Origin of the sequence: Streptomyces sp. TSRI0107 (genome assembly GCF_001905845.1) — a bacterium.
In the GTDB taxonomy this organism is placed as follows: Bacteria; Actinomycetota; Actinomycetes; order Streptomycetales; family Streptomycetaceae; genus Streptomyces.
Genome location: NZ_LIVZ01000003.1, coordinates 723,446 through 743,720 on the forward strand (window position 1 = coordinate 723,446; position 20,275 = coordinate 743,720).

The 20,275-nt window shown below is 72.0% G+C and carries 21 protein-coding genes and 1 pseudogene; 12 read left to right on the forward strand and 10 right to left on the reverse strand.

From position 1 onward, the window contains the following. Entirely contained in the window at positions 1-672 is a 672-nt protein-coding gene (locus AMK31_RS10205; RefSeq protein ID WP_073940069.1) for a succinate dehydrogenase, read from the reverse strand. A gap of 133 nt (positions 673-805) precedes the next feature. Here AMK31_RS10205 and AMK31_RS10210 point away from each other — a divergent pair, with 133 nt between their 5' ends. After that, the gene (locus AMK31_RS10210) at positions 806-1,690 is read left to right on the forward strand and encodes a LysR family transcriptional regulator (RefSeq protein WP_073940070.1); all 885 of its coding nucleotides are present in this window, start codon (positions 806-808) and stop codon (positions 1,688-1,690) included. Between the two features lie 36 nt (positions 1,691-1,726). On the opposite strand, the gene AMK31_RS10215 is transcribed toward AMK31_RS10210, so the two are convergent. The 3 genes from AMK31_RS10215 to AMK31_RS10225 all read right to left on the reverse strand — a co-directional run bounded on the left by AMK31_RS10215 (position 1,727) and on the right by AMK31_RS10225 (position 6,000). Beyond that, positions 1,727-3,868, reverse strand: coding sequence for a putative bifunctional diguanylate cyclase/phosphodiesterase (locus tag AMK31_RS10215; RefSeq protein ID WP_073940071.1), 2,142 nt, complete (start codon positions 3,866-3,868; stop codon positions 1,727-1,729). Continuing rightward, the gene (locus AMK31_RS10220) at positions 3,865-4,677 is read right to left on the reverse strand and encodes an SAM-dependent methyltransferase (RefSeq protein ID WP_073940072.1); all 813 of its coding nucleotides are present in this window, start codon (positions 4,675-4,677) and stop codon (positions 3,865-3,867) included. Before AMK31_RS10220 ends, AMK31_RS10215 begins: the two co-directional genes overlap by 4 nt. Before the next feature lie 354 nt (positions 4,678-5,031). Next, the gene (locus AMK31_RS10225; protein WP_073940073.1) at positions 5,032-6,000 is read right to left on the reverse strand and encodes an SCO0930 family lipoprotein; all 969 of its coding nucleotides are present in this window, start codon (positions 5,998-6,000) and stop codon (positions 5,032-5,034) included. Between the two features lie 695 nt (positions 6,001-6,695). On the opposite strand from AMK31_RS10225, the gene AMK31_RS42075 reads away from it, so the two are divergent. Both AMK31_RS42075 and AMK31_RS10235 read left to right on the forward strand, forming a co-directional pair. Then, positions 6,696-6,824, forward strand: coding sequence for a hypothetical protein (locus AMK31_RS42075; RefSeq protein ID WP_274535960.1), 129 nt, complete (start codon positions 6,696-6,698; stop codon positions 6,822-6,824). Positions 6,825-6,840: 16 nt separating this feature from the next. After that, entirely contained in the window at positions 6,841-7,605 is a 765-nt protein-coding gene (locus AMK31_RS10235; RefSeq protein ID WP_107468559.1) for a bestrophin-like domain, read from the forward strand. Positions 7,606-7,663: 58 nt separating this feature from the next. On the opposite strand, the pseudogene AMK31_RS40640 reads toward AMK31_RS10235, so the two are convergent. After that, positions 7,664-8,068 (reverse strand): annotated as a pseudogene (locus AMK31_RS40640) (hypothetical protein); the annotation flags it as partial. A gap of 3 nt (positions 8,069-8,071) precedes the next feature. Here AMK31_RS40640 and AMK31_RS42080 point away from each other — a divergent pair. Next, positions 8,072-8,758 (forward strand): hypothetical protein, encoded by a 687-nt coding sequence (locus AMK31_RS42080; RefSeq protein WP_158074532.1) that lies wholly within the window; start codon positions 8,072-8,074, stop codon positions 8,756-8,758. A 342-nt stretch (positions 8,759-9,100) separates the two neighbouring features. Then, a complete protein-coding gene (locus AMK31_RS10255; protein WP_073940078.1) occupies positions 9,101-9,772 on the forward strand; it encodes a class F sortase in 672 nt (223 codons plus the stop codon). Between the two features lie 33 nt (positions 9,773-9,805). On the opposite strand, the gene AMK31_RS10260 is transcribed toward AMK31_RS10255, so the two are convergent. Next, positions 9,806-10,642: a polysaccharide deacetylase family protein gene (locus tag AMK31_RS10260; RefSeq protein ID WP_073940079.1), complete on the reverse strand. Its 837-nt coding sequence runs from the start codon at positions 10,640-10,642 to the stop codon at positions 9,806-9,808. Positions 10,643-10,823: 181 nt separating this feature from the next. Between AMK31_RS10260 and AMK31_RS10265 the strand changes: the two genes are divergently transcribed. Then, on the forward strand, positions 10,824-11,285 hold the full coding sequence (locus tag AMK31_RS10265) for a universal stress protein (protein WP_073940080.1): 462 nt from the start codon (positions 10,824-10,826) through the stop codon (positions 11,283-11,285). Positions 11,286-11,381: 96 nt separating this feature from the next. Continuing rightward, positions 11,382-12,794 (forward strand): amino acid permease, encoded by a 1,413-nt coding sequence (locus tag AMK31_RS10270; protein WP_073940081.1) that lies wholly within the window; start codon positions 11,382-11,384, stop codon positions 12,792-12,794. Here the strand turns inward: AMK31_RS10270 and AMK31_RS10275 are convergent. Then, entirely contained in the window at positions 12,791-13,606 is an 816-nt protein-coding gene (locus AMK31_RS10275; RefSeq protein ID WP_073940082.1) for an alpha/beta fold hydrolase, read from the reverse strand. The genes AMK31_RS10270 and AMK31_RS10275 overlap by 4 nt on opposite strands. Before the next feature lie 57 nt (positions 13,607-13,663). On the opposite strand from AMK31_RS10275, the gene AMK31_RS10280 reads away from it, so the two are divergent. Further along, positions 13,664-14,137: a MarR family winged helix-turn-helix transcriptional regulator gene (locus AMK31_RS10280; protein WP_073940083.1), complete on the forward strand. Its 474-nt coding sequence runs from the start codon at positions 13,664-13,666 to the stop codon at positions 14,135-14,137. Positions 14,138-14,156: 19 nt separating this feature from the next. Here the strand turns inward: AMK31_RS10280 and AMK31_RS10285 are convergent, their stop codons facing one another. Further along, the gene (locus tag AMK31_RS10285; RefSeq protein WP_073940084.1) at positions 14,157-15,323 is read right to left on the reverse strand and encodes a CapA family protein; all 1,167 of its coding nucleotides are present in this window, start codon (positions 15,321-15,323) and stop codon (positions 14,157-14,159) included. Between the two features lie 211 nt (positions 15,324-15,534). Between AMK31_RS10285 and AMK31_RS10290 the strand changes: the two genes are divergently transcribed. The 3 genes from AMK31_RS10290 (at position 15,535) to AMK31_RS10305 (ending at position 17,758) form a co-directional block, all read left to right on the forward strand. Continuing rightward, positions 15,535-16,083, forward strand: coding sequence for a sigma-70 family RNA polymerase sigma factor (locus tag AMK31_RS10290; RefSeq protein WP_073940150.1), 549 nt, complete (start codon positions 15,535-15,537; stop codon positions 16,081-16,083). 147 nt (positions 16,084-16,230) lie between these two features. Beyond that, the gene (locus AMK31_RS10295) at positions 16,231-16,746 is read left to right on the forward strand and encodes a hypothetical protein (RefSeq protein WP_073940085.1); all 516 of its coding nucleotides are present in this window, start codon (positions 16,231-16,233) and stop codon (positions 16,744-16,746) included. Between the two features lie 349 nt (positions 16,747-17,095). After that, positions 17,096-17,758: a zf-HC2 domain-containing protein gene (locus AMK31_RS10305; RefSeq protein ID WP_073940087.1), complete on the forward strand. Its 663-nt coding sequence runs from the start codon at positions 17,096-17,098 to the stop codon at positions 17,756-17,758. Here the strand turns inward: AMK31_RS10305 and AMK31_RS40370 are convergent. Continuing rightward, positions 17,704-17,901: a hypothetical protein gene (locus tag AMK31_RS40370; RefSeq protein WP_143204227.1), complete on the reverse strand. Its 198-nt coding sequence runs from the start codon at positions 17,899-17,901 to the stop codon at positions 17,704-17,706. The genes AMK31_RS10305 and AMK31_RS40370 overlap by 55 nt on opposite strands. Positions 17,902-18,036: 135 nt before the next feature. On the opposite strand from AMK31_RS40370, the gene AMK31_RS10310 reads away from it, so the two are divergent. Continuing rightward, complete coding sequence (locus tag AMK31_RS10310) at positions 18,037-19,218, forward strand: PP2C family protein-serine/threonine phosphatase (RefSeq protein ID WP_073940088.1); 1,182 nt, start codon at positions 18,037-18,039, stop codon at positions 19,216-19,218. A 7-nt stretch (positions 19,219-19,225) separates the two neighbouring features. Here AMK31_RS10310 and AMK31_RS10315 read toward each other — a convergent pair whose 3' ends face one another. Beyond that, positions 19,226-20,089 carry an Fpg/Nei family DNA glycosylase gene (locus tag AMK31_RS10315; protein WP_073940089.1) on the reverse strand — a complete coding sequence of 288 codons (864 nt, stop codon included), beginning with the start codon at positions 20,087-20,089 and terminating at the stop codon, positions 19,226-19,228. Between the last annotated feature and the right edge of the window lie 186 nt (positions 20,090-20,275).

Sequence of the window (20,275 nt, forward strand, 5' to 3'; positions counted from 1 at the left end):
TCAGCTCACCACTCCGGTCATGACGCCCACGGGTACGGCGATGAAGCCGGCCGTGAGCAGCAGCGCGAGGACGTTGGCGACGGTCTTGAGGGCGCGGTCGCGGGTGCGGCTGCCGACGCCGAGGGTCTGGGCCGCGCTCCAGAAGCCGTGCCGGATGTGCATCCCGACGGCGAGCATCGCGACGATGTAGATGACGTTGCCGTACCAGGTGGAGAAGGTGTCGACGACGTTCTCGTAGGGGTGGCCCTCCTGGAAGCCGCCCGCGTGGACGTGGCCGGTGGTCAGGTCCAGCACGTGCCAGACGATGAACAGGCCCATGATGATCCCGCCCCAGCGCATGGTGCGCGTGGCGTAGGAGGCCCGCGGCTTCTTGTGCACGTACTTGCTGGGGCGCGCCTTGATGTCGCGGCGGCTGAGCTGGTACGCGGAGACGGCGTGGGCGACGACCGCGACGATCAGGACGATCCGGACCAGCCAGAGCGTCCACTCGTAGTGCATGAACGGTTCGCCGACCGTGCGCAGCCAGTGCCCGTAGTGGTTGAACTCCTCCGGGCCGAAGAAGATCTTCAGATTGCCGATCACGTGGGCGACCAGGTACAGCAGCATGATCACGCCGCTGACGGCCATCACTGTCTTCTTGCCGACGGAGCTGTCCCACATCGTGCGTGCCATGGACGGCCGTCGGTCCGTCCGCGTTGCCAGAGCCATGGAACAGCACGCTAGGGGCGGCCACCCTCATCGGTCCAAGACATGGTCTGCCTGGTTTCGATAGGCCACGGCTATCGGTCCCGCCTATCATGCGAGCGTGCAGTTCCAGCAGCTCCAGTACTTCGTGGCCGTCGCCGAGACCCGGCACTTCACCCGGGCCGCCGATCTCGTGCATGTCGCCCAGCCCTCGCTGTCGCAGCAGATCAAGGCGCTGGAGCGGGAACTGGGCGCCGATCTGTTCCTGCGGGCGCGCGGCAACATCACGCTGACCGACGCCGGGGAGGCGCTGCTGCCGCTGGCCCGGCGCATCCTCGCGGACGCGGACACCGCGCGGCACGAGGTGCAGGAGCTGGTGCAGCTGCGGCGCGGCCGGGTCCGGCTGGGCGCCACCCCGAGCCTGTGCACGGGTCTGCTGCCGGACGTGCTGCGCGCCTTCCACGACCGCTACCCCGGCATTCAGCTGCTGATCGAGGAGGGCGGCTCGCACGATCTCGTACGCCACCTCGCGCGCGGCGCCCTGGACCTGGCGCTGGTCGTGCTGCCGCTGCCGACGCCGTCGCCGGCGCTGACCACGGTCGAGCTGCTGCGGGAGGACCTGGTCGTGGTGTCCTCACCCGAGGCGCCGAAGCCCGGCGGCGGGCGGCGCGCCGTCGACATCGCCGACCTGGAGGGCGAACGCCTGGTGATGTTCCGGCACGGCTACGACCTGCGCGAACTGACCGTCGCCGCGTGCCGCTCCGCCGGGTTCGAGCCGTCTTTCGCGGTGGAGGGCGGGGAGATGGACGCGGTGCTGGGCTTCGTCCGGGCCGGACTGGGCGTCGCCGTCGTCCCCCGCATGGTGGCGGCCCGGTCCGGGCGCGGGCTGCGGGTCACACCGCTGGCCCGGCCCGGACTGCATCGCACCATCGCGCTGGCGCACCGCAGTGACGTGGCGCCGCCTCGGGCCGCGCGGGAGCTGCAGCGGATGCTGTTGCAGCGGTGAGGGCCGTTCAAGTTCCGGTCGCGCCGGAACGGGCTCTCACCCCGCCGCGTCCGCCAGCGCCAGCTCGTGGAGGCGCTCCGGGGGGCCGGGGCGGGCGTAGTACCAGCCCTGGGCCGTGTCGCAGCCGAGTATGCGGAGCTGGTCGGCCTGGGCGCCCGTCTCCACGCCCTCGACCGTGACCGTGAGGTCCAGGCTGTGGGCGAGGGAGACGATCCCCTCGACGATCTTCAGGTCGACGGGGTCGGCCGGGAACTGCTGCATGCCCTGGGTGAACGAGCGGTCCAGCTTGAGGATGCTCACCGGCAGGCGGCGCAGGTTGGCGAGATTGGAGTAGCCGGTGCCGAAGTCGTCCAGGGCGATGTCCACGCCCATCTCGGCGAGCCGGCGCAGCGGCTTGAGGAGATCGTCGTCGGCGCCGATCAGGGCGGACTCGGTGACCTCCAGGCACAGGGCGTCGGGGGCGACGCCCGCCGCCTCCAGGATGTCGACGGTGTCCTGGACCAGACCGGGATGGGTGAGCTGGCAGGGCGAGAGGTTGACGTTGATGCGCAGGGGCGCCGTCGAGGTGGCGGCGTAGCGTTCGCGCCACTCCTTGGCCTGCCGTACCGACTGCTCCAGCACCCAGCGGCCGAGCGGGACGATCAGGCCGGTGTGCTCGGCGAGCGGGATGAACCGGTCGGGGCCGAGCACACCGTGCTGCGGGTGCAGCCAGCGCACCAGCGCCTCGGCGCCGCGCACGCTGCCGTCGCCGAGGTGGACCAGCGGCTGGTACTCGATGAAGAACTCGCCGCGCTCCAGCGCGGTGGGCAGCGCGGTGGTGAGGCCGTGCCGGGTGATGGCGCGGGCGTCGGCCTCGGCGTCGGCCAGCTCGGAGCGGTTGCCGCCCGCCGACTTCGCCCGGTACATGGTGATGTCGGCGCTGCGCAGCACCTCCGCCGCGCTGCGCTCCCCCGCCGGGCCCTCGACGATGCCGATGCTGCCGCGCACGGTGAGCTCACGGCCGTCGACACTGACGGGCGCCACCAGCGCGTTCATGATCCGGGCGGCCAGTTCGTCGACCTCGCGCTCGGTGTCGGGGCCGGTGGTCAGCGCCACGAACTCGTCGCCGCCGAGCCGGGCGACCATCTCGCCGGGCGCGGCGGTGCAGGCCTGCAGCCGGTCGGCGACCTCGACGAGCAGCCGGTCGCCGGCCGCGTGACCGAGGCTGTCGTTGATGGTCTTGAACCCGTCGAGGTCGAGGTAGCAGAGCCCGAAGCGCTGGCCGGGGCCCGCGTTCAGGGCCTTCTCCAGGCGCTCGAAGAACAGCGTGCGGTTGGGCAGGCCGGTGAGGGCGTCGTGGGTGGCCTCGTAGCGCAGCCGCAGATTGAGCAGCCGGCGCTCGGTGGTGTCCTCCATGAGGGCGAGCTGGTACTGCGGGCGGCCGTCGGGGTCACGCAGCAGGGAGACCGTGAGGTTGGTCCACAGGACCGTTCCGTCGGGGCGGTAGAAGGCCTTCTCCACGTGGTAGTGCTCGCGCTCGCCGCGCACCAGCTCCTCGTAGAGCCGCCACACCTGGGGGGCGTCCTCGGCGTGCGTCCACTCGCGGACGTTGCGCCCGCGCACGTTCTGCTCGCCGCCGCCGAACATCCGCAGCAGGGCACCGTTGACCTCCAGGACGTTGCCGTCCAGGTCGGCGATGCCGATCCCTATCGCCGCGCCTTCGAACACCGCGCGGAAACGGGCCTCGCTGGCGTGCAGCGCCTGGGCGACGACGCCCTGGGCGCGCAGCGCGGCCTGCGCGATCGACTCCTGCTCGGCGAGGGTGCGTTCGCGCAGCGCCTGGGCGAACCCGGCGGCCATGGCGTGCTGGAGCCGCGCCGACCGGGCCCGCAGGTCCTCCTGGTCGCCGCCCTCGCCGCAGTAGAGCACCAGATAGGCGTCCACGCAGTCCAGGGTGCGGCTCAGCGACTCGGGGTCGGTGCAGTGCGCGCCGACCAGACCGGCGCCGACGGCCCGGCCCTCCGCCGCGTCGAAGGTCCTGGCCCGCAGCGCCCGGCTCAACCGCCGGGCCAGCGGCAGCAGTTGCTCCTCGAACTCCGGCCGGGTCAGGGACGTCACGGTCACCGGGAACACCGCCCGGCTCCAGATCGTGGCGAACCGGCGCAGTCTGTCCTCCGGCGCGTCCGGCTCCGCGCTCACGCCGTACGCCCCACGCCCGCGAAACCGGAGAAGGCATACGGATCCTCGTCCTCCGGTGCGGTGTCCGGCCGCCAGTGCGGCATCGGCACCAGTCCGGGTTCCACCATGTCGTACCCCTCGAAGAACCGCGCGATCTCGTCGCGCGAGCGCATGATCAGCGGGTTGCGAATGTCCTTGTATACGTCCACCGCACCCCCGGCCCGCTCCGGTGGCAGCGGGATTCCCTCGTACGAGGCATGCGTGAGCACCAGCATGCTGCCGGGCGCCAGCGCGTCGCTCAACTGCGCCACCGCCGTGTACGGGTCGTCCGCGTCCTCCACGAAGTGCAGTATGGCAACGAGGAGCAGGGCCACCGGACGGTTCAGGTCCAGCAGCCGTTCCACCTGGGGGCTCGTCAGGATGTCCTGCGGCTTGAGCAGGTCCGCGGCGACCACGTCCGCGTCCTCGTTGCCCTCCAGCACCGCCTGGCTGTGCGCGACGGCCACCGGGTCGTGGTCGACGTAGACGACCCGGGCGCCGGGGGCGGCCGCCTGGGCGACCTCGTGGACGTTGCCGAAGGTCGGGATGCCGGAGCCCACGTCCAGGAACTGGGTGACGCCCTGGTCCACGGCGTAGCGGACCGCGCGGCGCATGAACGCCCGGTTCGCCTGCATGATCTTGGGGAGGCCCGGCATGAACTCCATGGCCCTGCGGGCCGCTTCCCGGTCGACCTCGAAGTTGTGCGAACCGCCCAGGTAGTAGTCGTAGATTCGCGAAACGCTCGGCACCGAGATGTCGATGCTCCGTGGGGCCCAGGCGGGACGCTCCATCTATCTCTCCAAGGCATAGGCGGTCCGGTGTTCGAGCTGAGGCTACTGATCGCCCGCCAAACGGGCGAGCCGAAACGGAAATTGACCATCCGTTCCCGGTCACTGCCTGCGGCACGTGCCGAATTGACGCCCGCAATCCTCTACGCGAGGTATCGAGGGCATTCCGGAGAGTTCCGATGCGTGGAGGGAAGAGGAGAGAAGGGCAGGGAAGAGCGGAAGAAGGCGGGTAGAAGGAGAGGAATGCCGAAGAGTCCCGGCGAATGACGGCAAACCGGCCACCGGGAACGGGTCCGCCCCCTGCCAGGGGAGCGGCAGGGGGCGGAGACGGGACACGCGGGTCGCTGTGCGGGGCGGCTACTCCTTCTCGGGCGCGCCGATCGGCTTTCCGTCGGGCGCCACGGCGTACCAGGTGCCGCCCACGCCCTGTCCGTTGGTGTCACCCGGTGCGTTGTCACCGCTGAAGGTGTAGATGGGCCAGCAGTTGACCGTCTGCTGCTTGGTCCCGTCCGGGCGGGTGAAGCTCATCAGTCCCTTCTTCTGCACCCCCTTCGTGTCGTCGGCGGCGACCGGCGCGACGACCGGCCAGTTCTCCAGGCAGGCGCCCGTGCAGTTGGAGACCGGCTCGGGCCAGGCCTCGTCCTTCATGAAGCGGTAGACCGTCATGCCGTTCTTGTCGACGACGATCTCCCCGAGCTTGGGGTCCTTGCGGGTGGACAGCCCCGGCAGGTCGGCGAGAGCGGCCTTCTTGCCGTCGGGGGCGAGCGCGTACCAGGTGCCGCCGACGCCCTGCCCCTTGGTGTCGCCCGCGTTGACGTCCTTGGCGTAGCGGTACGCCGGCCAGCCGTCGACCGTAAGCTGCTTGGTGCCGTCGGCGCGGGTGACCTCGCCGAGCAGCTTCTTGTCGATGCCGGCGCCGGCCGAGGCGTCGTCCGCGGGGACCGGGGGCCAGGCGGTGGCGCAGTCGCCGTCGCAGTTGGACTTGGCGGGGTCCGCGGTGTCCTTGTCGAAGCGGTACAGGGTGCGGCCGTCGGCGTCGGTGAGGACGTTGCCGAGTTCCGCGTTCACGGAGACGCCGAGCTTGCCGGCGGGAGCCGACTCGGCGGCGGCGTTCTGCTCGTCCTTCGCGCCGGTGCCGGCGCCGGCGTCGGCACCGGCGCCGCTGTTCCCGATGCCCGTGCCGCCGTAGCCGCCGGCCGCGGCCGTGGCGCCGACGTTCTGACTGGCCGGCTGGGTACCTCCGCCGTCCTGGCCGCACGCCGTCGTCAACGCCAGCACAGCCACGGCACCCGCCGCGAGTGAGGCGCTCCGCCAGGAGGTCTTCATCGTCAACTCCCCATGTCAACAAGCCAGTTGCCGTGACAGCGCCTTGCTGCGCCGCCGCTCGACAGGAGGTACGGGCGGAGGTGCGGGCGTGTTCAACGGGTGCCGGGATTTCTTTGCCGGGGACGTCCGGGACGACTGCGGACGTTCAAACGCGCGAGCGGTCGATTCGCTCCTTCGGGGCAATCCCCCCGGTATGCCCGCGTGTCGGCGCCGACACAGGCCTCATGATCTTCGGCGTGCATGGATCCGAACCGACCCATCTCCCCGCCGCCGCAAGGGTGTTGACGCTCACGGCGTTGACGTGGGCGCTCGTCGGCGCACCGGCCGGCGTCGCGGTCGCCGACTCCTGCGCCTGGTCCTCGACCGGGCCGGGCGGCACGGTGGCGGTGTCGGTCGCGGGAAGTCTCACGTGCCCGACACCGACGCCCACCCCGACCCCCACACCCACGCCCACGCCCACTCCGCCCCCCGAGCCTCCGCCGAAGCCGACCCCCAAGCCCTCTCCCCCACCGCCCCCGAAACCCACCCCGACCCCCACACCGAAGCCCGAGCCGCCGCCTCCGCCGCCCCCGCCACCGGCCCCCCGGCCCGCGCCTCCGCGCCCCGCCCCGCCGCCGTCCCCCGCACCTCCTCCCCCGCCCGCCCCGACCCCGGAGCCCTCGCCGACGCCCGCCCCGCGCCCCTCCGCGACCCCGGTGAGCTACCCGGAGTACCGCACGCCGCCGCGTCCGCGGCAGACCCGGCACGCTCCCTCGCCGGTCACCTACGTCCTGCTCATCACCGCGCCCGCGGTGGTCGCCGTCGCCGCGCTGCGTCCGCGCTGATCCCTGGAGGAATCCGTTGCCGGAATGGCTTGTTCTCACCCTCGCGATGCTGGCCGCCTGTGCCGTGGTCGTCGCCATCACCCTGCTGCGGCACCGCACCGCCGACGACGACGAGGACCCGAGCGAGACCCCGGACGTCATCGAGTACATGACGATGTGGATCGGTGTGGTCTACGCCATCGTTCTCGGCCTGGCCATCGCGGGTGTCTGGGAGGCGCGGGGTGTCGCCGAGGACCACGTCCGCGCCGAGGCCCAGGCGCTGCACGAGATCTCGGAGCGGGTACGGGTCTATCCGCCCGACGTCCGCGACCGCATCCGGGAGGATGTCAACACCTACGTCGGACACGTCGTCACCACCGAGTGGAAGGCGATGGCCGACCGCGGTGAGGTCACCGAGCGCGGGACCCGGCTGATGGACCGCATCCGCACGGACGTCACGGACTACCAGCCGAAGAACGACTTCGAGGCCCAGGCCTACCAGCCGCTCATGGACCAGGTCACCGCCGCCGACCAGGCCCGCAACGCCCGCGCGAGCTCGACGGGGGCGACCATGCCGGGCGTGGTGTGGTTCGGTCTGGTCATCGGAGCCGTGATCACCGTCGGGATGGTCCTCGCCCTGCAGATCCGGCGCACCCCCCGGGAACTGATCCTCGCCGGGCTGTTCTCGGCGCTGATCGCCTTCCTGCTCTTCCTCATCTGGGACTTCGACGCACCGTACAGCCGGGGCATCACGGCCACGGCGGATCCGTTCCTGGAGCTCTTCCCCGGCGTCAAGGGCTGACGGCCTCGCCGGGGAGGACGCCGGGCCGGCCCGCGCCCGGCCGCGCAGGCCTCCCGGGTCAGATCCGCTTCTCGGAACGGCGCCGCAGCCAGAACACCCCGCCGCCGATGACGGCCGCGCCGACCAGGCCGCCGCCGATGGCCATGTCGGCCGTCGTGGCACCGGAGGAGACGCTGCCGCCGACACCACCGCGGACACCGCCGAGGACGGTGAAGGCGGCCGGGCGGGTCAGGGTCTTGCCGGAGCAGTGGACCGTGATGTCGTAGGAGCCGGGGCGGGCGTTGTCGTGGATGGTGGCGGTGCCCCGGGCCGTCTCGTTGCCGCCGCGGCTCGCGCTGAGGTTGGTGGTCGGGAACGCGTTCGAGGTGGCGGTGCCGCCGCGGGGGCAGCCGTCGACGCTGATCGTGAGCTGTCCGCCGGGGGCGATCACGCTGGGCGACGCGATGATGTTGCTCGGGGAGTCGCCATGGTGGCCGTTGCCACCCTGGTTGCCGTTCCCACCCTGGTTACCGTTGCCGCCCTGGCCGTTGCCGTGCCCGTTGCCGCCCTGGCCGTTCCCGCCTTGGCCGTTCCCGTTCCCGTTCCCGCCCTGCCCGTTCCCGTTTCCGTTCCCGCCCTGCCCGTTGCCACGGCCGTTGCCGCCCTGACCGTTCCCGCCCTGGCCGTTCCCGCCCTGGCCATTGCCGTTCTGGTCGCCACGGCCTCCCTGACCGTTGCCCCCTTGCCCGTTCCCGCCTTGCCCGTTACCCCCTTGCCCATTGCCACCCTGGCCGTTGCCGTTCTGGCCATTGCCGCCTTGACCATTGCCGCCTTGACCATTGCCGCCTTGACCGTTGCCGCCTTGGCCATTGCCCCACTGCCCGTTGCCACCCTGACCGTCACCCCCCTGCCCGTTGCCACCCTGGCCATTGCCGTTCTGGCCATTGCCGCCCTGCCCGTCACCTCCCTGGCCATTGCCGCCCTGACCGTTCCCCCACTGGTTGAAGCCCTGGCCCTGGCCCTGCTCGCCATTGCCACCCTGATCGAAGCCCTGGTTGCCAATGCCATTGCCATTGCCGTTTCCGTTGCCGCCCGGGCCGTCCCAAGCGACGGCCGAGGGGGCGGAGACGACGAGGGCGGCGACCGCGGCGGCGGACACCGCCAGGGCACGTGACTTACGCATGTGATCCTCCGCAGAAGACGCCCCGGAGTCCGTCCCCGGTCGATCGGCGAGAAAGCGCCTCCGGAACGACCCTCAGTTGCGCTGCGCCCGCCCGCATTTCGGCGATGGTCCGTCCTGGTGAGGCAACACGCCGGGCGAAAACCGCACAATCGGATATTGCCGCAGGTCACGGACCGGCAGAATTTTCCTGGTCACGGCAACTCGGATGGCGCACCCGCCCTTCTCCCGGCCCACCCGTTCGCCTCCGCCCCGTCGCCGGTTTCGGAAGCGGCATTTAGCGTTCTGGTATGCGCGAATTGACGCGGCGACGGCCGCGTCGAAAGGGGATGGCGTATGTCTGCATCCGAGCTGTCCGAGCTGGCCGAAGAGGAGGAGCGGCGGAGGAGGCGCGCCCCCTGGGGCGTGATAGCGCTTGTTCTGCTGACCGGTCTCGCGCTCATTCGGAACGGTTCGGGCGAGTTCGACGTGGGCCCGCCCCAGCCCGCGTCGGCGGCCGCGGCAGACAGCTCCGCCGTCTCCGGCACCTTCGGTCAGGCCGCGCAACCGCTTCCGTTCGCGGTGCCGGACCGCGTCAGGATTCCGTCGATCCAGGTGGACGCGCCGGTGACGGCGGTCGGTCTGGACTCCGAGGGCTGGGTGGCCGCGCCGCCGGCGGAGAACCCGAATCTCGCCGGCTGGTTCACCGGCGCGGTCTCGCCCGGCGAGAAAGGCACGGCCGTGGTCGTCGGCCATGTGGACAACCAGCAGGGACCCGCCGTGTTCTACGGCCTGGGCGCATTGAAGAAGGGAAGTCACGTCGAGGTGGCGCGCCAGGACGAAAAGACGGCCGTGTTCGAGATCTACGGCGTCGAGGTGTTCGACAAGAACAATTTCCCCGGCGACCGGGTCTACGCCTCCAAGGGCGCCCCCGAACTGCGGGTCATCACCTGTGGGGGCGGTTTCTCCCAGCAGAGCGGCTACGACGGCAACGTGGTGGCCTTCGCCCGCCTGATCGAGGTCCGCTGAACGGACCCCGACCCGGCGGGCGGCGGCGCGCCGTCACACCTGGTGCCTGCGCGGCACGGTGATGTGGTAGCCGGCGTCCAGCAGCTCCGGCAGGTACGAACGCAGGGCCCGCACACTCTGCGAACGGTCGCCCCCGGCGTCGTGCGAGAGCACCACCACCCCGGGGGCGGCGCCGTTCTCCACGCGGTCGACGATGACGCGGGTGCCGGGCTCGGTCCAGTCGAGGGTGTCGACGGTCCAGGCGAGGGGTTCCATGCCCAGCTCGGCGCCGAGCCGGAAGACCGCCCGGTTCCAGGCGCCGTAGGGCGCGCGGAACCAGCGGGGCCATTCCCCGCAGGCCTCCTCGACGATCTCGCAGGTGCGTTCCATCTCGGAGCGGATGCCGGCGCGGGTGAGGTCGGTGAGCAGGGGGTGGGACCAGGTGTGGTTGCCGACGACATGCCCCTCGTCGGCCATCCGTCCGAGCAGGTCGGGGAAGGCCTCGACCATCTCGCCGCAGACGAAGAACATCGCGCGGACGTCGTAGGCGCCGAGGGTGTCCAGGATCTCCGGGGTGTAGCGGGGGTCCGGGCCGTCGTCGAAGGTCAGCACCATGGCGCGGCCGAGCCCGGACACGCTGAGCAGCGGCTCGCGCCGTACCGGGGTGCGGCCGGGCACGGCACGTGGCGGGCCGTGGCCGGTCAGCGGCTGGAGCCGGTAGGAGGAGGGCTTGAGCGGGCGGTGGGCCTGCGGTCCCGCGGCGGGGGCGGCGGAGCGGACCGTCTCCTCGCCCGAGCCGAGGGTGAGCAGTCCGGCGGTGCCGGCCGCCCCCACGGCGGCGGTACCGGCGAGCAGCACCTTCCGTCGGGTGAACAACTGATCCTTTTTCATGACTGATCAGTCACCCGCTCGGGCCCCGGCGCACCCCGGTGACACCGGTGCGGCGGCACGACTCCACCCGTGCGGGTCATGACGCGCCGGCAGCGCGGTCCGGCGGCGGTTCGCGAGCGGCCGGCGAGCGGCGACCGGCGGCCGCCACGGTGGGAATCACCGGTTCCGATAGCCTCGGGCCGTGACGGAACAGCACTCGCACCAGTTCGAACGGGGCACGGACGGGCCCAAGGTCATCCTGGTCGGCGTGGACGGCTCCGACTCCTCGCTGCGGGCCGCGGCCTACGCGGGCGGTCTGGCCCGGCGGCAGCGGGCGCTGCTCGCCGTGGTGTACGTGCAGCCGGTGATGGCGGCGGGCGCGGTGCTCGGCGCGCCGGTCGCCGACACGGCCGAGGAGATCGCCGAGGACCTGGTGGCGCAGATCAGGGACGCGGCCGAACGGGTCAAGGGGATATTCGAGGTGCGCTGGGAGTTCCACACGTTCCGCGGCGACCCGTACAACGGCCTGGTGAAGGCCGCGGACGACCTCAAGGCGGACGCGGTGGTGGTCGGCGCCTCGGAGCAGGCCGGGCACCGGATCGTCGGCTCGGTCGCGGTGCGGCTGGTGAAGGCGGGGCGTTGGCCGGTGACGGTGGTGCCGTAACCGGTCCTCTTCGTGCGTGGCGCCTTCCTTCGGGTCCTCCGCTGAGCCATCATGATCCGCCGTCAGCCGTTTGCCGATCGTGAAGAGGTGAGGCGCATGGCCAGGCTCCGGGCGGGCGAAGGGGTTCTCCGGCGCAAACCCATCGAACACATCGAGGAGACGGAAGTCGGTGAGGGCACCCGGCTCGACCGGACACTCGGGCTGACCCAGCTGACCGCGATCGGCGTCGGCGGCATCATCGGCGCGGGCATCTTCACGCTCGCGGGCACGGTGGCCAACGAGACGGCGGGACCGGCGGTCGTCATCTCCTTCCTCATCGCCGGCGTGGCGAGCGCCGCGGCGGCGATGTCGTACGCGGAGTTCGCGGGCCTGATCCCGAAGGCGGGCTCCGCGTACACGTACGGCTACGCGGTGCTGGGCGAGCTGGCGGGCTGGTTCATCGGCTGGGACCTGCTGCTGGAGTACACGGCGATCGTGGCGGTGGTCGCGATCGGCATCTCCGGCTACTTCAGCTTCCTGGTCGGGGAGACGGGCGCCGAACTGCCGGCCTGGATGCTGGGCGCGCCCGGCACCGGCGCGGGCCACCGCGTCGACCTGTTCGCGGCGGTGCTGTGTCTGCTGATCGCGTATCTGCTGAACCTCGGCATCAAGAACGCGGCACGCTTCGAGACGGTGGTCGTCGTGCTGAAGGTGCTGGTGGTGCTGCTGGTCATCGGGGTCGGCGTGTTCCACATCAACACCGACAACTACGAGCCGTTCTTCCCGTACGGGATCAGCGGGGCGTTCACCGGCGCGGCGACCGTGTTCTTCGCGGTGTTCGGGTACGACGCGATGTCGACCGCGGCCGAGGAGTCGAAGGACGCCCAGCGGCACATGCCGAAGGCGATCATCTACTCGCTGGTGATCTCGATGGTGCTGTACGTGGCGGCCTGTCTGGTGCTGACCGGTATGCAGAACTACACCGAGATCGACCCGGAGAGCGGCTTCTCCACCGCGTTCAAGTCGGTGGGGCTGACCGGGCTGGCGGACGTGATCGCGGTGGGCGCCATCATCGGCATCCTCACCGTGATGTTCACGTTCATGCTGGGTGTGACCCGGGTCTGGTTCGCCATGTCGCGCGACGGGCTGCTCCCGACGTGGTTCGCCAAGACGCACCCGACGCGGCACGTCCCGACCCGGGTGACGTGGATCGTCGGCGTGGCGTCGGCCGCCATCGCCGGGTTCCTGCCGATCGGTGAGGCGGCCGAGCTGACCAACATCGGGATCCTGCTGGCCTTCGTGGTGGTGTGCGTGGCGGTGATCGTGCTGCGCTACCGGCAGCCGGACCTGCCGCGCACCTTCCGGACGCCGTGGATGCCGTTCGTGCCGGCCGTGGGCGTCGTCTTCTCGATCTGGCTGATCACGTTCCTGCGGTGGCAGACGTGGCTGCGGTTCGCCGTGTGGTTCGCGGTGGGCCTGGTGGTCTACTTCGCCTACTCGTACCGCCATTCGAAGCTGGCGCGGCGTTAGACCGTCCGCAGGAACTCCGAGACGAGCGCGTTGTAGACGGCCGGGCGTTCCATGCCGGGGTAGTGCGCCGCCCCGTCGACCGTGACCGCGCGGGCGCCGGGGACGCTGCGCACCAGGCGGTCCGCCATGCGGAGGTGGTCGTCGGAGTCGAGACCGCCGTGCACGGCGAGCACCGGGACGCCGATCTTCGCGACGCGGGCCCAGGTGTCCTGGACCGGCACGCGGTGGTCCGGTTCGCCGGCGGTGTGCTTGGTGATCGTCGCCAGCGCCATCTCGCGCTGGCGGCGTACGACCTCGGGGTCGACGTCCGCCATCCGCCGGTGCGGTCCGGGGACGAACCGCAGGAAGGCCGCCAGCCAGCCCTCGACGTCCCCGGCGGCGAGCGCCCGCTCCCAGTCGGCGAGGACGGCCGTGGTCCACGGGTCCCGGAAGTCGGGCTCGCTGGTGCCCGCGCCGGTGACGACCAGGGCACGGACCAGGTCCGGGTGTTCGAGGGCGGTGTCCACGGCGATGCCCGCGCCCATGGAGACCCCGACGAGGACCGCGGGCCCGGTGTCGAGGTGGCGCAGGAGGGCGGCGAGGTCGTCGGTCTGCCGGAACGGGCGGGTGGCGTTGGCGGAGGCGCCGTGGCCGCGGGTGTCGGGGGCGATGACGCGATGGGACGCCGCGAACGCCGGTACCTGGTCGTCCCACATCCGGTGGTCGAGGAAGCCGCCGTGCAGCAGGACGAGCGGCGGGCCGGTGCCCGCCTCGCGGTGGACGAGGTTGCCGTCGTCGGTCGGGAAGTGATGGAGCTCCGGGGCAGCAAACATGACAACCAAGGTGTCATAGTCACCGCAGCTTGACAACCGAGGTGTCATGATGGGGGCGTGACCGAAACAGATCAGCCACTCGGCCCCGACGAACTCGCCGACCGGCTCACCGAGGTGTTCGCCCTCGTCGGCCCGCTCTACCGGCGGGTGCAGCGCAAGGTGGAGCAGGCCGAGCCCTACGAGGGGCTGTCCGTCGGCGTCCGGGCCGTCCTGGACCTGCTGCGCGGGCACGGCCCGATGACGGTGCCGCAGATGGGCCGCGCCCAGGCGCTCAGCCGGCAGTTCGTGCAGCGCATGGTCAACCAGGCGGCGGAGCACGGGCTGGTGGAGAGCGTGCCGAACCCCGCGCACCAGCGGTCGCCGCTGATCCGGCTGACGGAGGAGGGCCGCGCGCGCATCACCGCCGCCGTCGCCCGGGAGCGGGCCGTGCTGCGCGAGGTCGGCGGCGGTCTGACGGACGCGGAGGTGACGGCCTGCCTGCGGGTGCTCGGGGAGATGGTGCGCACCTTCGACCACGTGGACGTCGACTGACGCGGTCCGCGGTCACGCCCTACTCCCCCATCACCAGCCCGTCCTCGGCCGCGCCCCGGCTCAGCACCACCTGGCGGATCCGGTCCAGCACCCCGCGCATGTCCGCCCCGTGGGCGATCGCCCGGTTGAGGTCGACCGTGCGGCCCGCGTCGATGTCGAACAGCTGGGGGACGAACTCGGCCTTGGTCACCCGCCACCGCTCGCCGGGCCGGGCGGGCGGCGCGAAGGTGAAGCGGCCCAGCGTCGACCGGTTGCCGCGCGGGTCGGCGACGCCGGAGCGGTTCTTCGGCTGTCCGGGAATCTGGTCGCCCAGGCCGTAGACCACCCAGGTGCCGTTGACCTTCTCGTAGGCCTGCGGGACATGCGCGTGGGTGCCGAGGATCAGGTCGATGTCGGGGCGGCCGCGGGTGGCCGCGGCGGTGAGCTTCTCGGCCAGGGCGAGCTGCCGCCGGTCGGGCTCGTCCTGCCATTCGGTGCCCCAGTGCAGGGAGACGACGACCACGTCGGCGCCGGCCTGCCGGGCGGCCCGCGCGTCGGCGAGGACACGCTTCTCGTCGATCAGGTTGACCGCCCACGGCTGTCCGGGCGGCGTCGAGCGGCCGTCGGTCCCCTGGGTGTAGGCGAGATGGGCGACCTTCGCCGCGCCCGCCTGGAGGAGGTCGACGGCCCGCGCCTCGGCCTCGGCGCGGGCCGTGCCCGTGTGCCGTACGCCAGCGCGGTCGAGGGCGTCCAGGGTGCGCGTGATGCCCAGGGCGCCGTCGTCGAGGCTGTGGTTCGAGGCGGTCGAGCAGCCGTCGTAGCCGGTGGCGGCGAGGGCCTGGGCGACCTGGGGCGGGGACCTGAAGGCGGGGTGGCCGGAGTAGTCGCCGTCCGCGCCGAACACGGTCTCCATGTGGCACAGGGCCAGATCGGCGCCGGCGACGACGGGGCGGATGCCGGAGAGCATCGGCGTGAAGTCGTACCCCCAGCCGCCCGCGTCGAAGCGCGCCCGGTCGACGATCCTGCCGTGCGGCAGGACGTCACCGGAGGCGACGAGGGTGAAGGCGCGGGAGTCGGCGGCGGACGGCGCGAGAGAGCCCGGCCGGGCGTCCTGTCCGTGGTACTGGGCCTGGCAGGCGGCGGCTGCGGCGAGAAGGGCCGTCAGGGCGAGGGCCACCTGCCGTCGGCGTGCGATGCGTACGATCATCAGCTTCCCCAGTGCAGTCGTATCCACCCACAAATAGGTACGAAGCTGTACACGACGGCAAACAGCCCCAGGGGCCCCATTAACCCGTCCGGTGTGCGCGGCCGGACGCCTCGGACCGTTCGTCGAACCGTTCGTCGACGGGTTCGACCGTCCGCCGCAGATCCGTGTGCGTGCCCTGTCCCGCGGCGGCGCCCTGCGATGCCATACGGCCATGACGGCCGGAACCACCCTCACCCACGGGACGACGACCGCCGAGCACGAGCTCGCCGCGCTCCAGCGCGAGCACGGCCGGCCCCTCTTCGCGCTGCTGCTCCGGCTCTGCGACGGCGACCGGCAGCGCGCCGAGGACCTGGTCCAGGAGACGCTCGTACGCGCCTGGCAGCATCCCGAGGCGCTGCGCGCCGACGACTTCGACTCCGTACGGCCCTGGCTGCTCACGGTGGCCAGGCGGCTCGCGATCGACGCGCGGCGGGCCCGGCAGGCGCGGCCCGCCGAGGTCGGGGACGCGGTGCTGGAGAACGCGCGGGTGATCTCCGACCACGCCGAGCGGGCCGCCGCGATGCTCGATGTCCGCGAGGCTGTGAAGACACTCACTCCGGAGCACCGTGAAGTCCTGGTGCTCGTGTACTTCCAGGGGGCGAGTGTGGCGGAAGCCGCGGAAACACTGGGGATCCCGCCCGGTACCGTGAAGTCCCGCGCGTACTACGCGCTGCGCGCCCTGCGTCGGGTGCTACCGGGATACGCGCCCGACCTGCGGTGAAACCGAAGGCCGGGTCAAACCTCCGTAAAGCGCCTTGCCGACGACCCCCGTTGAGTAATCGGCTGTCCTCATCCGTGTTCCGGACGGGGACGATCCCCCGGGCCCGGGGTCGGGCGACGCGCACGCACCGGAGGAAGGCAGGAAGGGATGCTCCACAGAGGTCATCAGGGCACGGACGGCACCGACGGCGGAGAACTCACCGTCCCCATGGCCTGGTTGTACGCCGAGTACATCGCCGACGAACTGCTGCGGACCGGCGATCTCATGCCGCCGACGTCCTTCGAGTTCCGGGCGGGGCGGGACGCCCTGGCGCTCACCGTCTTCCTGTCCGACACCGGGGGCGAACTGCCCGGCATCCGGGTCATCTCCCAGCTGGACACCTGGCTGTCCCTGACCGCCTACGACCAGCCCTGGCAGGACTGGGTGCGCGAGCGGATGGCGCAGCTCGCCGCGGAGGCCGTCGAGGCGGGCGGCGACGCGCCGGACCTGGAGCTGGCCTCGGCGGCCTGGCGGTGGCTGGAGGAGACCGAACTGCTCGCCCCCGACCTGAACGCGGTACCGGGCGGCGGAGCGATGGCGGGCGAGGACGACGGGCCGCAGGTCTGGACGCCGGCGTGGCAGCTGGGGCTGCCGCTGGGGCATCTCGCCATCCATCTCTTCTAGGCTCTGTCGTTTGGATCAGCCCGGCTGTGAGGGACGGTGCGTCCCGGCCGAGTCGAGCGGGGTCTGGTGCGTGCAGCTGCAAGGCGGAGGAGGGAGCCGACGCGGCGCGTCGGCGACTGACGACAACGCGGCAGATGTGCGTGCCAGACCCCGCGACGCCGGGATGATCCAAACGACAGGGCCTAGGCGCCTCCGGGCGACTTTTTTTCCGATCGGACCAATCCCCGCGCCCGGCCGCTCCGAATCCCTGGGGCGATCGGGCCCGCGCCTTGAGTGATTCGGCCGCCGCGTGCGTACCGATGGGTGCACGCAGTAACCCCACCCCCACCCAACGGCACGAGGATGCGGCATGAGGTCCCTGGAAAGGCATCGCGACGTCGGCGCGTACGCGCTCGGCGTGCTGGACGAGGCGGAGGCGTTCCGCTTCGAGGACCACCTCATGGAGTGCCCTCGCTGCACGGCACACGTCACCGAGTTCGGGCCCACCACCCGGCAGTTGATGCTCTACCGGCGGGCCACCCCGCACTCGGTGCATCCGGCGGCCGGGCCAGGACCGCGCCTGCTGGACCGGCTGCTCGGCGAGGTCCGGGTCCGCGACCGGGCGCGACGCCGGCGGTTTGTGTACGCGGTCGCCGCGTCGGTGGTGGCCGCGGTGGCCGGGCCCTGGATGGCGCTCGTGGCGCAGGGCGGGAACGGGGACGGGGACAGGGCGCTGCGGATCGCGGCCACGGACGCCCGTTCCGGGGTGTGGGCGCAGGTCACCGCCGAGGACTCGGCGTCCGGCAGCCTGGTGGAGCTGAGGGTCGGGGACGGCGCGGGCCCCCGTACCTGCCGGCTCGTCGCCGTCGGCATGGACGGCGCGGAGGAGACCCTCGCGACCTGGAGCGTCGCCGCGCACGACGCCCGCCGCCACACCGTGCAGGCGTCGGCGGCCCGCCACCCCGACCAGATCGACCGCTACGAGGTCCGCACGGCGGCCGGGGACCGCCTGGTGGTGCTCGATCCGCCCTGACCGGTCCGGGCCACCACCGGATCGCGTTCCTCCGGGTGCAGGGTCGCCCGCAGCACCTCCTCCCGCACCCGGTCCCGCTCCGGCCCGTCCGGCAGCGTGACGAGCCGCAGGAAGCCGATGTCCCCATATCGCCGGAACCTCATATCGCCGGACCTCTCACCCGTACGGCGGCACCGCCCGTCCCGCCGCCCCGGTCGCCGGGCGGGCCGCAGCGCGCGGTGTGAGACTGCTGGGAACGCGACCCGACCGTGCCCGCGGTCCCGACGAGGGGAGAGACGGTGGCGACGGGAGAGACCGGTGACGGTCTGCTGGAGGAATTCCTCGCCGACCCCGAGACCCCGGCGCTGGACCTGACCACCGCACTGGCCCGCTGCTCCAAGGCGCTCGGCCTGCAGCACTCCGTGGTCTACCTGGCGGACCTCCAGCAGCGTCGGCTCATCCCGCTCACCGACGTCGCCTCCGCCCTGCCCATCGACGAGTCGCTGGCCGGCTGGACCTACCGCACCCAGTCGCTGCGCGTGGAGGAGTCCGAGACCGGCGGGATGACGGCATGGCTGCCGCTCGTGGACGGCGCGGAGCGGCTAGGCGTCCTCGCGGTGAACCAGCCCGCCCTGACCCCGCAGTCCCTGCGCCGCAGCCGCTCCCTCGCCACCCTGCTGGCGATGATGGTCACCTCCAAACGGGCCTACAAGGAGACCTTCGTACGGCGGACCAGGACCGAGCCGATGCGGCTGCCCGCGGAGATGCTGCGCGCCTTCCTGCCGCCGCGCACCATCGGCACCGCGCACGTGGTGTCGACGGCCGTCCTGGAACCCGCGTACGAACTCGGCGGCGACGCGTTCGACCACTCGCTCACCGAGACCACCCTGCACGCGTCCGTCCTCGACGCCATGGGCCACAACCTGGCCTCCGGGCTGACCACCGCGGTGTCGCTGGCCGCGTGCCGCAACGCCCGCCGCACCGGCGCCGACCTGCCGGAACTCGTCAAGTGCGTCGACGACGCGCTGTCGGAATGGCTGCCGGACCAGTTCTGCACCGGTGTGCTCCTCCAGCTGGACCTGCACAGCGGCCTGCTGCGCTGGAGCAACTGCGGGCATCCGGCACCGCTGCTGATCCGCGACCGGCGGCTGCTCGTCGACGCGATGGAGCGGGAGGCGGATCCGCCGATGGGACTGCCGGCGCTGCTCACCGACCGGCCGCGGGTGACCCACGAGATCGAACTGCATCCCGGCGACCGGGTGCTGCTGTACACGGACGGCGTCACCGAGGCGCGGACCCGCGACGGCGAGATGTTCGGCCTGGAGCGGTTCGTCGACGAGGTCATCCGGGCCACCGCCGCGGGCGAGCTGGCCCCGGAGACCCTGCGCCGGCTGATCCACTCCATCCTCGACGCCCAGCCCGGCCGGCTCCGTGACGACGCGACGATCCTGATGATCGAGTGGTGGCCGCCGACGGGCTGAGCCCGGCTCACTTCAGCAGGCGGGACAGTCTGCGGTCGGCCAGGGGCTTGCCGCCGGTCTGGCACGTCGGGCAGTACTGCAGCGAGGAGTCGCTGAAGGACACCTCGCGGATGGTGTCGCCGCACACCGGGCAGGGCTCGCCGGTGCGGCCGTGGACCCGCAGCCCGCTCTTCTTCTCGGCCTTGAGCCGCCCCGCGGCCACCCCGCGGGAGCGTTCGACCGCGTCCGTGAGGGTGGTGCGCAGGGCCGCGTAGAGGCGGTGGATCTCCTCCGGGGTCAGCGACGCGGCCAGTTTGAACGGGGACATCCGAGCGGCGTGCAGGATCTCGTCGGAGTAGGCGTTGCCCACCCCGGCGATCAGGCTCTGGTCGCGCAGCGCGCCCTTCAGCTGCCGGCGCTCGCCGGCCAGCAGGGCGGCGAGGCGGGCCTCGTCGAAGTCGTCGGCGAGCGGGTCGGGGCCGAGCCGGGAGACCCCGGGGACCTCAGCCGGGTCGTGGACGACGTACACCGCGAGCCGCTTCTGGGTGCCGGCCTCGGTCAGGTCGAAGCCGGCACCGGTCTCCAGGGCGACCCGCAGCGCCAGGGGACCCTTGCCGGGGCGGGGCGGGCCGTCGGGCAGGCGGTCCTTCCACTGGAGCCAGCCGGCCCGGGCCAGATGGGTGACGAGATGCGGGCCGCCGTCCGTGGCGAGGTCGAGGAACTTGCCGTACCGCCGCACGGCGGTGACCTCGTGGCCCTCCATGGCGGCGAGCGGGGGGTCGTACGTCTTCAGGACGCTGATCGCGACGGGCAGCACCCGGACGATCTCGTGTCCCACCAGGTGTTCGGTCAGGAAGTCCTTGAGCGCTTCGACCTCGGGCAGTTCCGGCATACGTCCAGACTGCCACCGGGCACCGGCGCCCACCCCCTAGGTGGTGTCTCGCCGATCATGCCGGGCTCGCGGCGCCTGGCACCGCGCCTCGCCGCGTTGTCGTCACTCGCCGATGCGCCGCATCGACTCCCTCCTCCGCCTTGCGATGCACGGCACCAGACGCCGCTCCCTGATCCGGCCTGATCG

Coding starts and splice junctions, on each gene's coding strand:
- AMK31_RS10205 (WP_073940069.1), bottom strand. CDS start 672: ATGGCACGCACGATGTGGGACAGCTCCGTCGGCAAGAAGACAGTGATG.
- AMK31_RS10220 (WP_073940072.1), bottom strand. CDS start 4,677: ATGGAGCGTCCCGCCTGGGCCCCACGGAGCATCGACATCTCGGTGCCG.
- AMK31_RS10225 (WP_073940073.1), bottom strand. CDS start 6,000: ATGAAGACCTCCTGGCGGAGCGCCTCACTCGCGGCGGGTGCCGTGGCT.
- AMK31_RS42080 (WP_158074532.1), top strand. CDS start 8,072: ATGGTGGCCGTTGCCACCCTGGTTGCCGTTCCCACCCTGGTTACCGTT.
- AMK31_RS10255 (WP_073940078.1), top strand. CDS start 9,101: ATGTCTGCATCCGAGCTGTCCGAGCTGGCCGAAGAGGAGGAGCGGCGG.
- AMK31_RS10260 (WP_073940079.1), bottom strand. CDS start 10,642: ATGAAAAAGGATCAGTTGTTCACCCGACGGAAGGTGCTGCTCGCCGGT.
- AMK31_RS10270 (WP_073940081.1), top strand. CDS start 11,382: ATGGCCAGGCTCCGGGCGGGCGAAGGGGTTCTCCGGCGCAAACCCATC.
- AMK31_RS10275 (WP_073940082.1), bottom strand. CDS start 13,606: ATGTTTGCTGCCCCGGAGCTCCATCACTTCCCGACCGACGACGGCAAC.
- AMK31_RS10285 (WP_073940084.1), bottom strand. CDS start 15,323: ATGATCGTACGCATCGCACGCCGACGGCAGGTGGCCCTCGCCCTGACG.
- AMK31_RS10290 (WP_073940150.1), top strand. CDS start 15,535: ATGACGGCCGGAACCACCCTCACCCACGGGACGACGACCGCCGAGCAC.
- AMK31_RS10295 (WP_073940085.1), top strand. CDS start 16,231: ATGCTCCACAGAGGTCATCAGGGCACGGACGGCACCGACGGCGGAGAA.
- AMK31_RS10305 (WP_073940087.1), top strand. CDS start 17,096: ATGAGGTCCCTGGAAAGGCATCGCGACGTCGGCGCGTACGCGCTCGGC.
- AMK31_RS40370 (WP_143204227.1), bottom strand. CDS start 17,901: ATGAGGTTCCGGCGATATGGGGACATCGGCTTCCTGCGGCTCGTCACG.
- AMK31_RS10315 (WP_073940089.1), bottom strand. CDS start 20,089: ATGCCGGAACTGCCCGAGGTCGAAGCGCTCAAGGACTTCCTGACCGAA.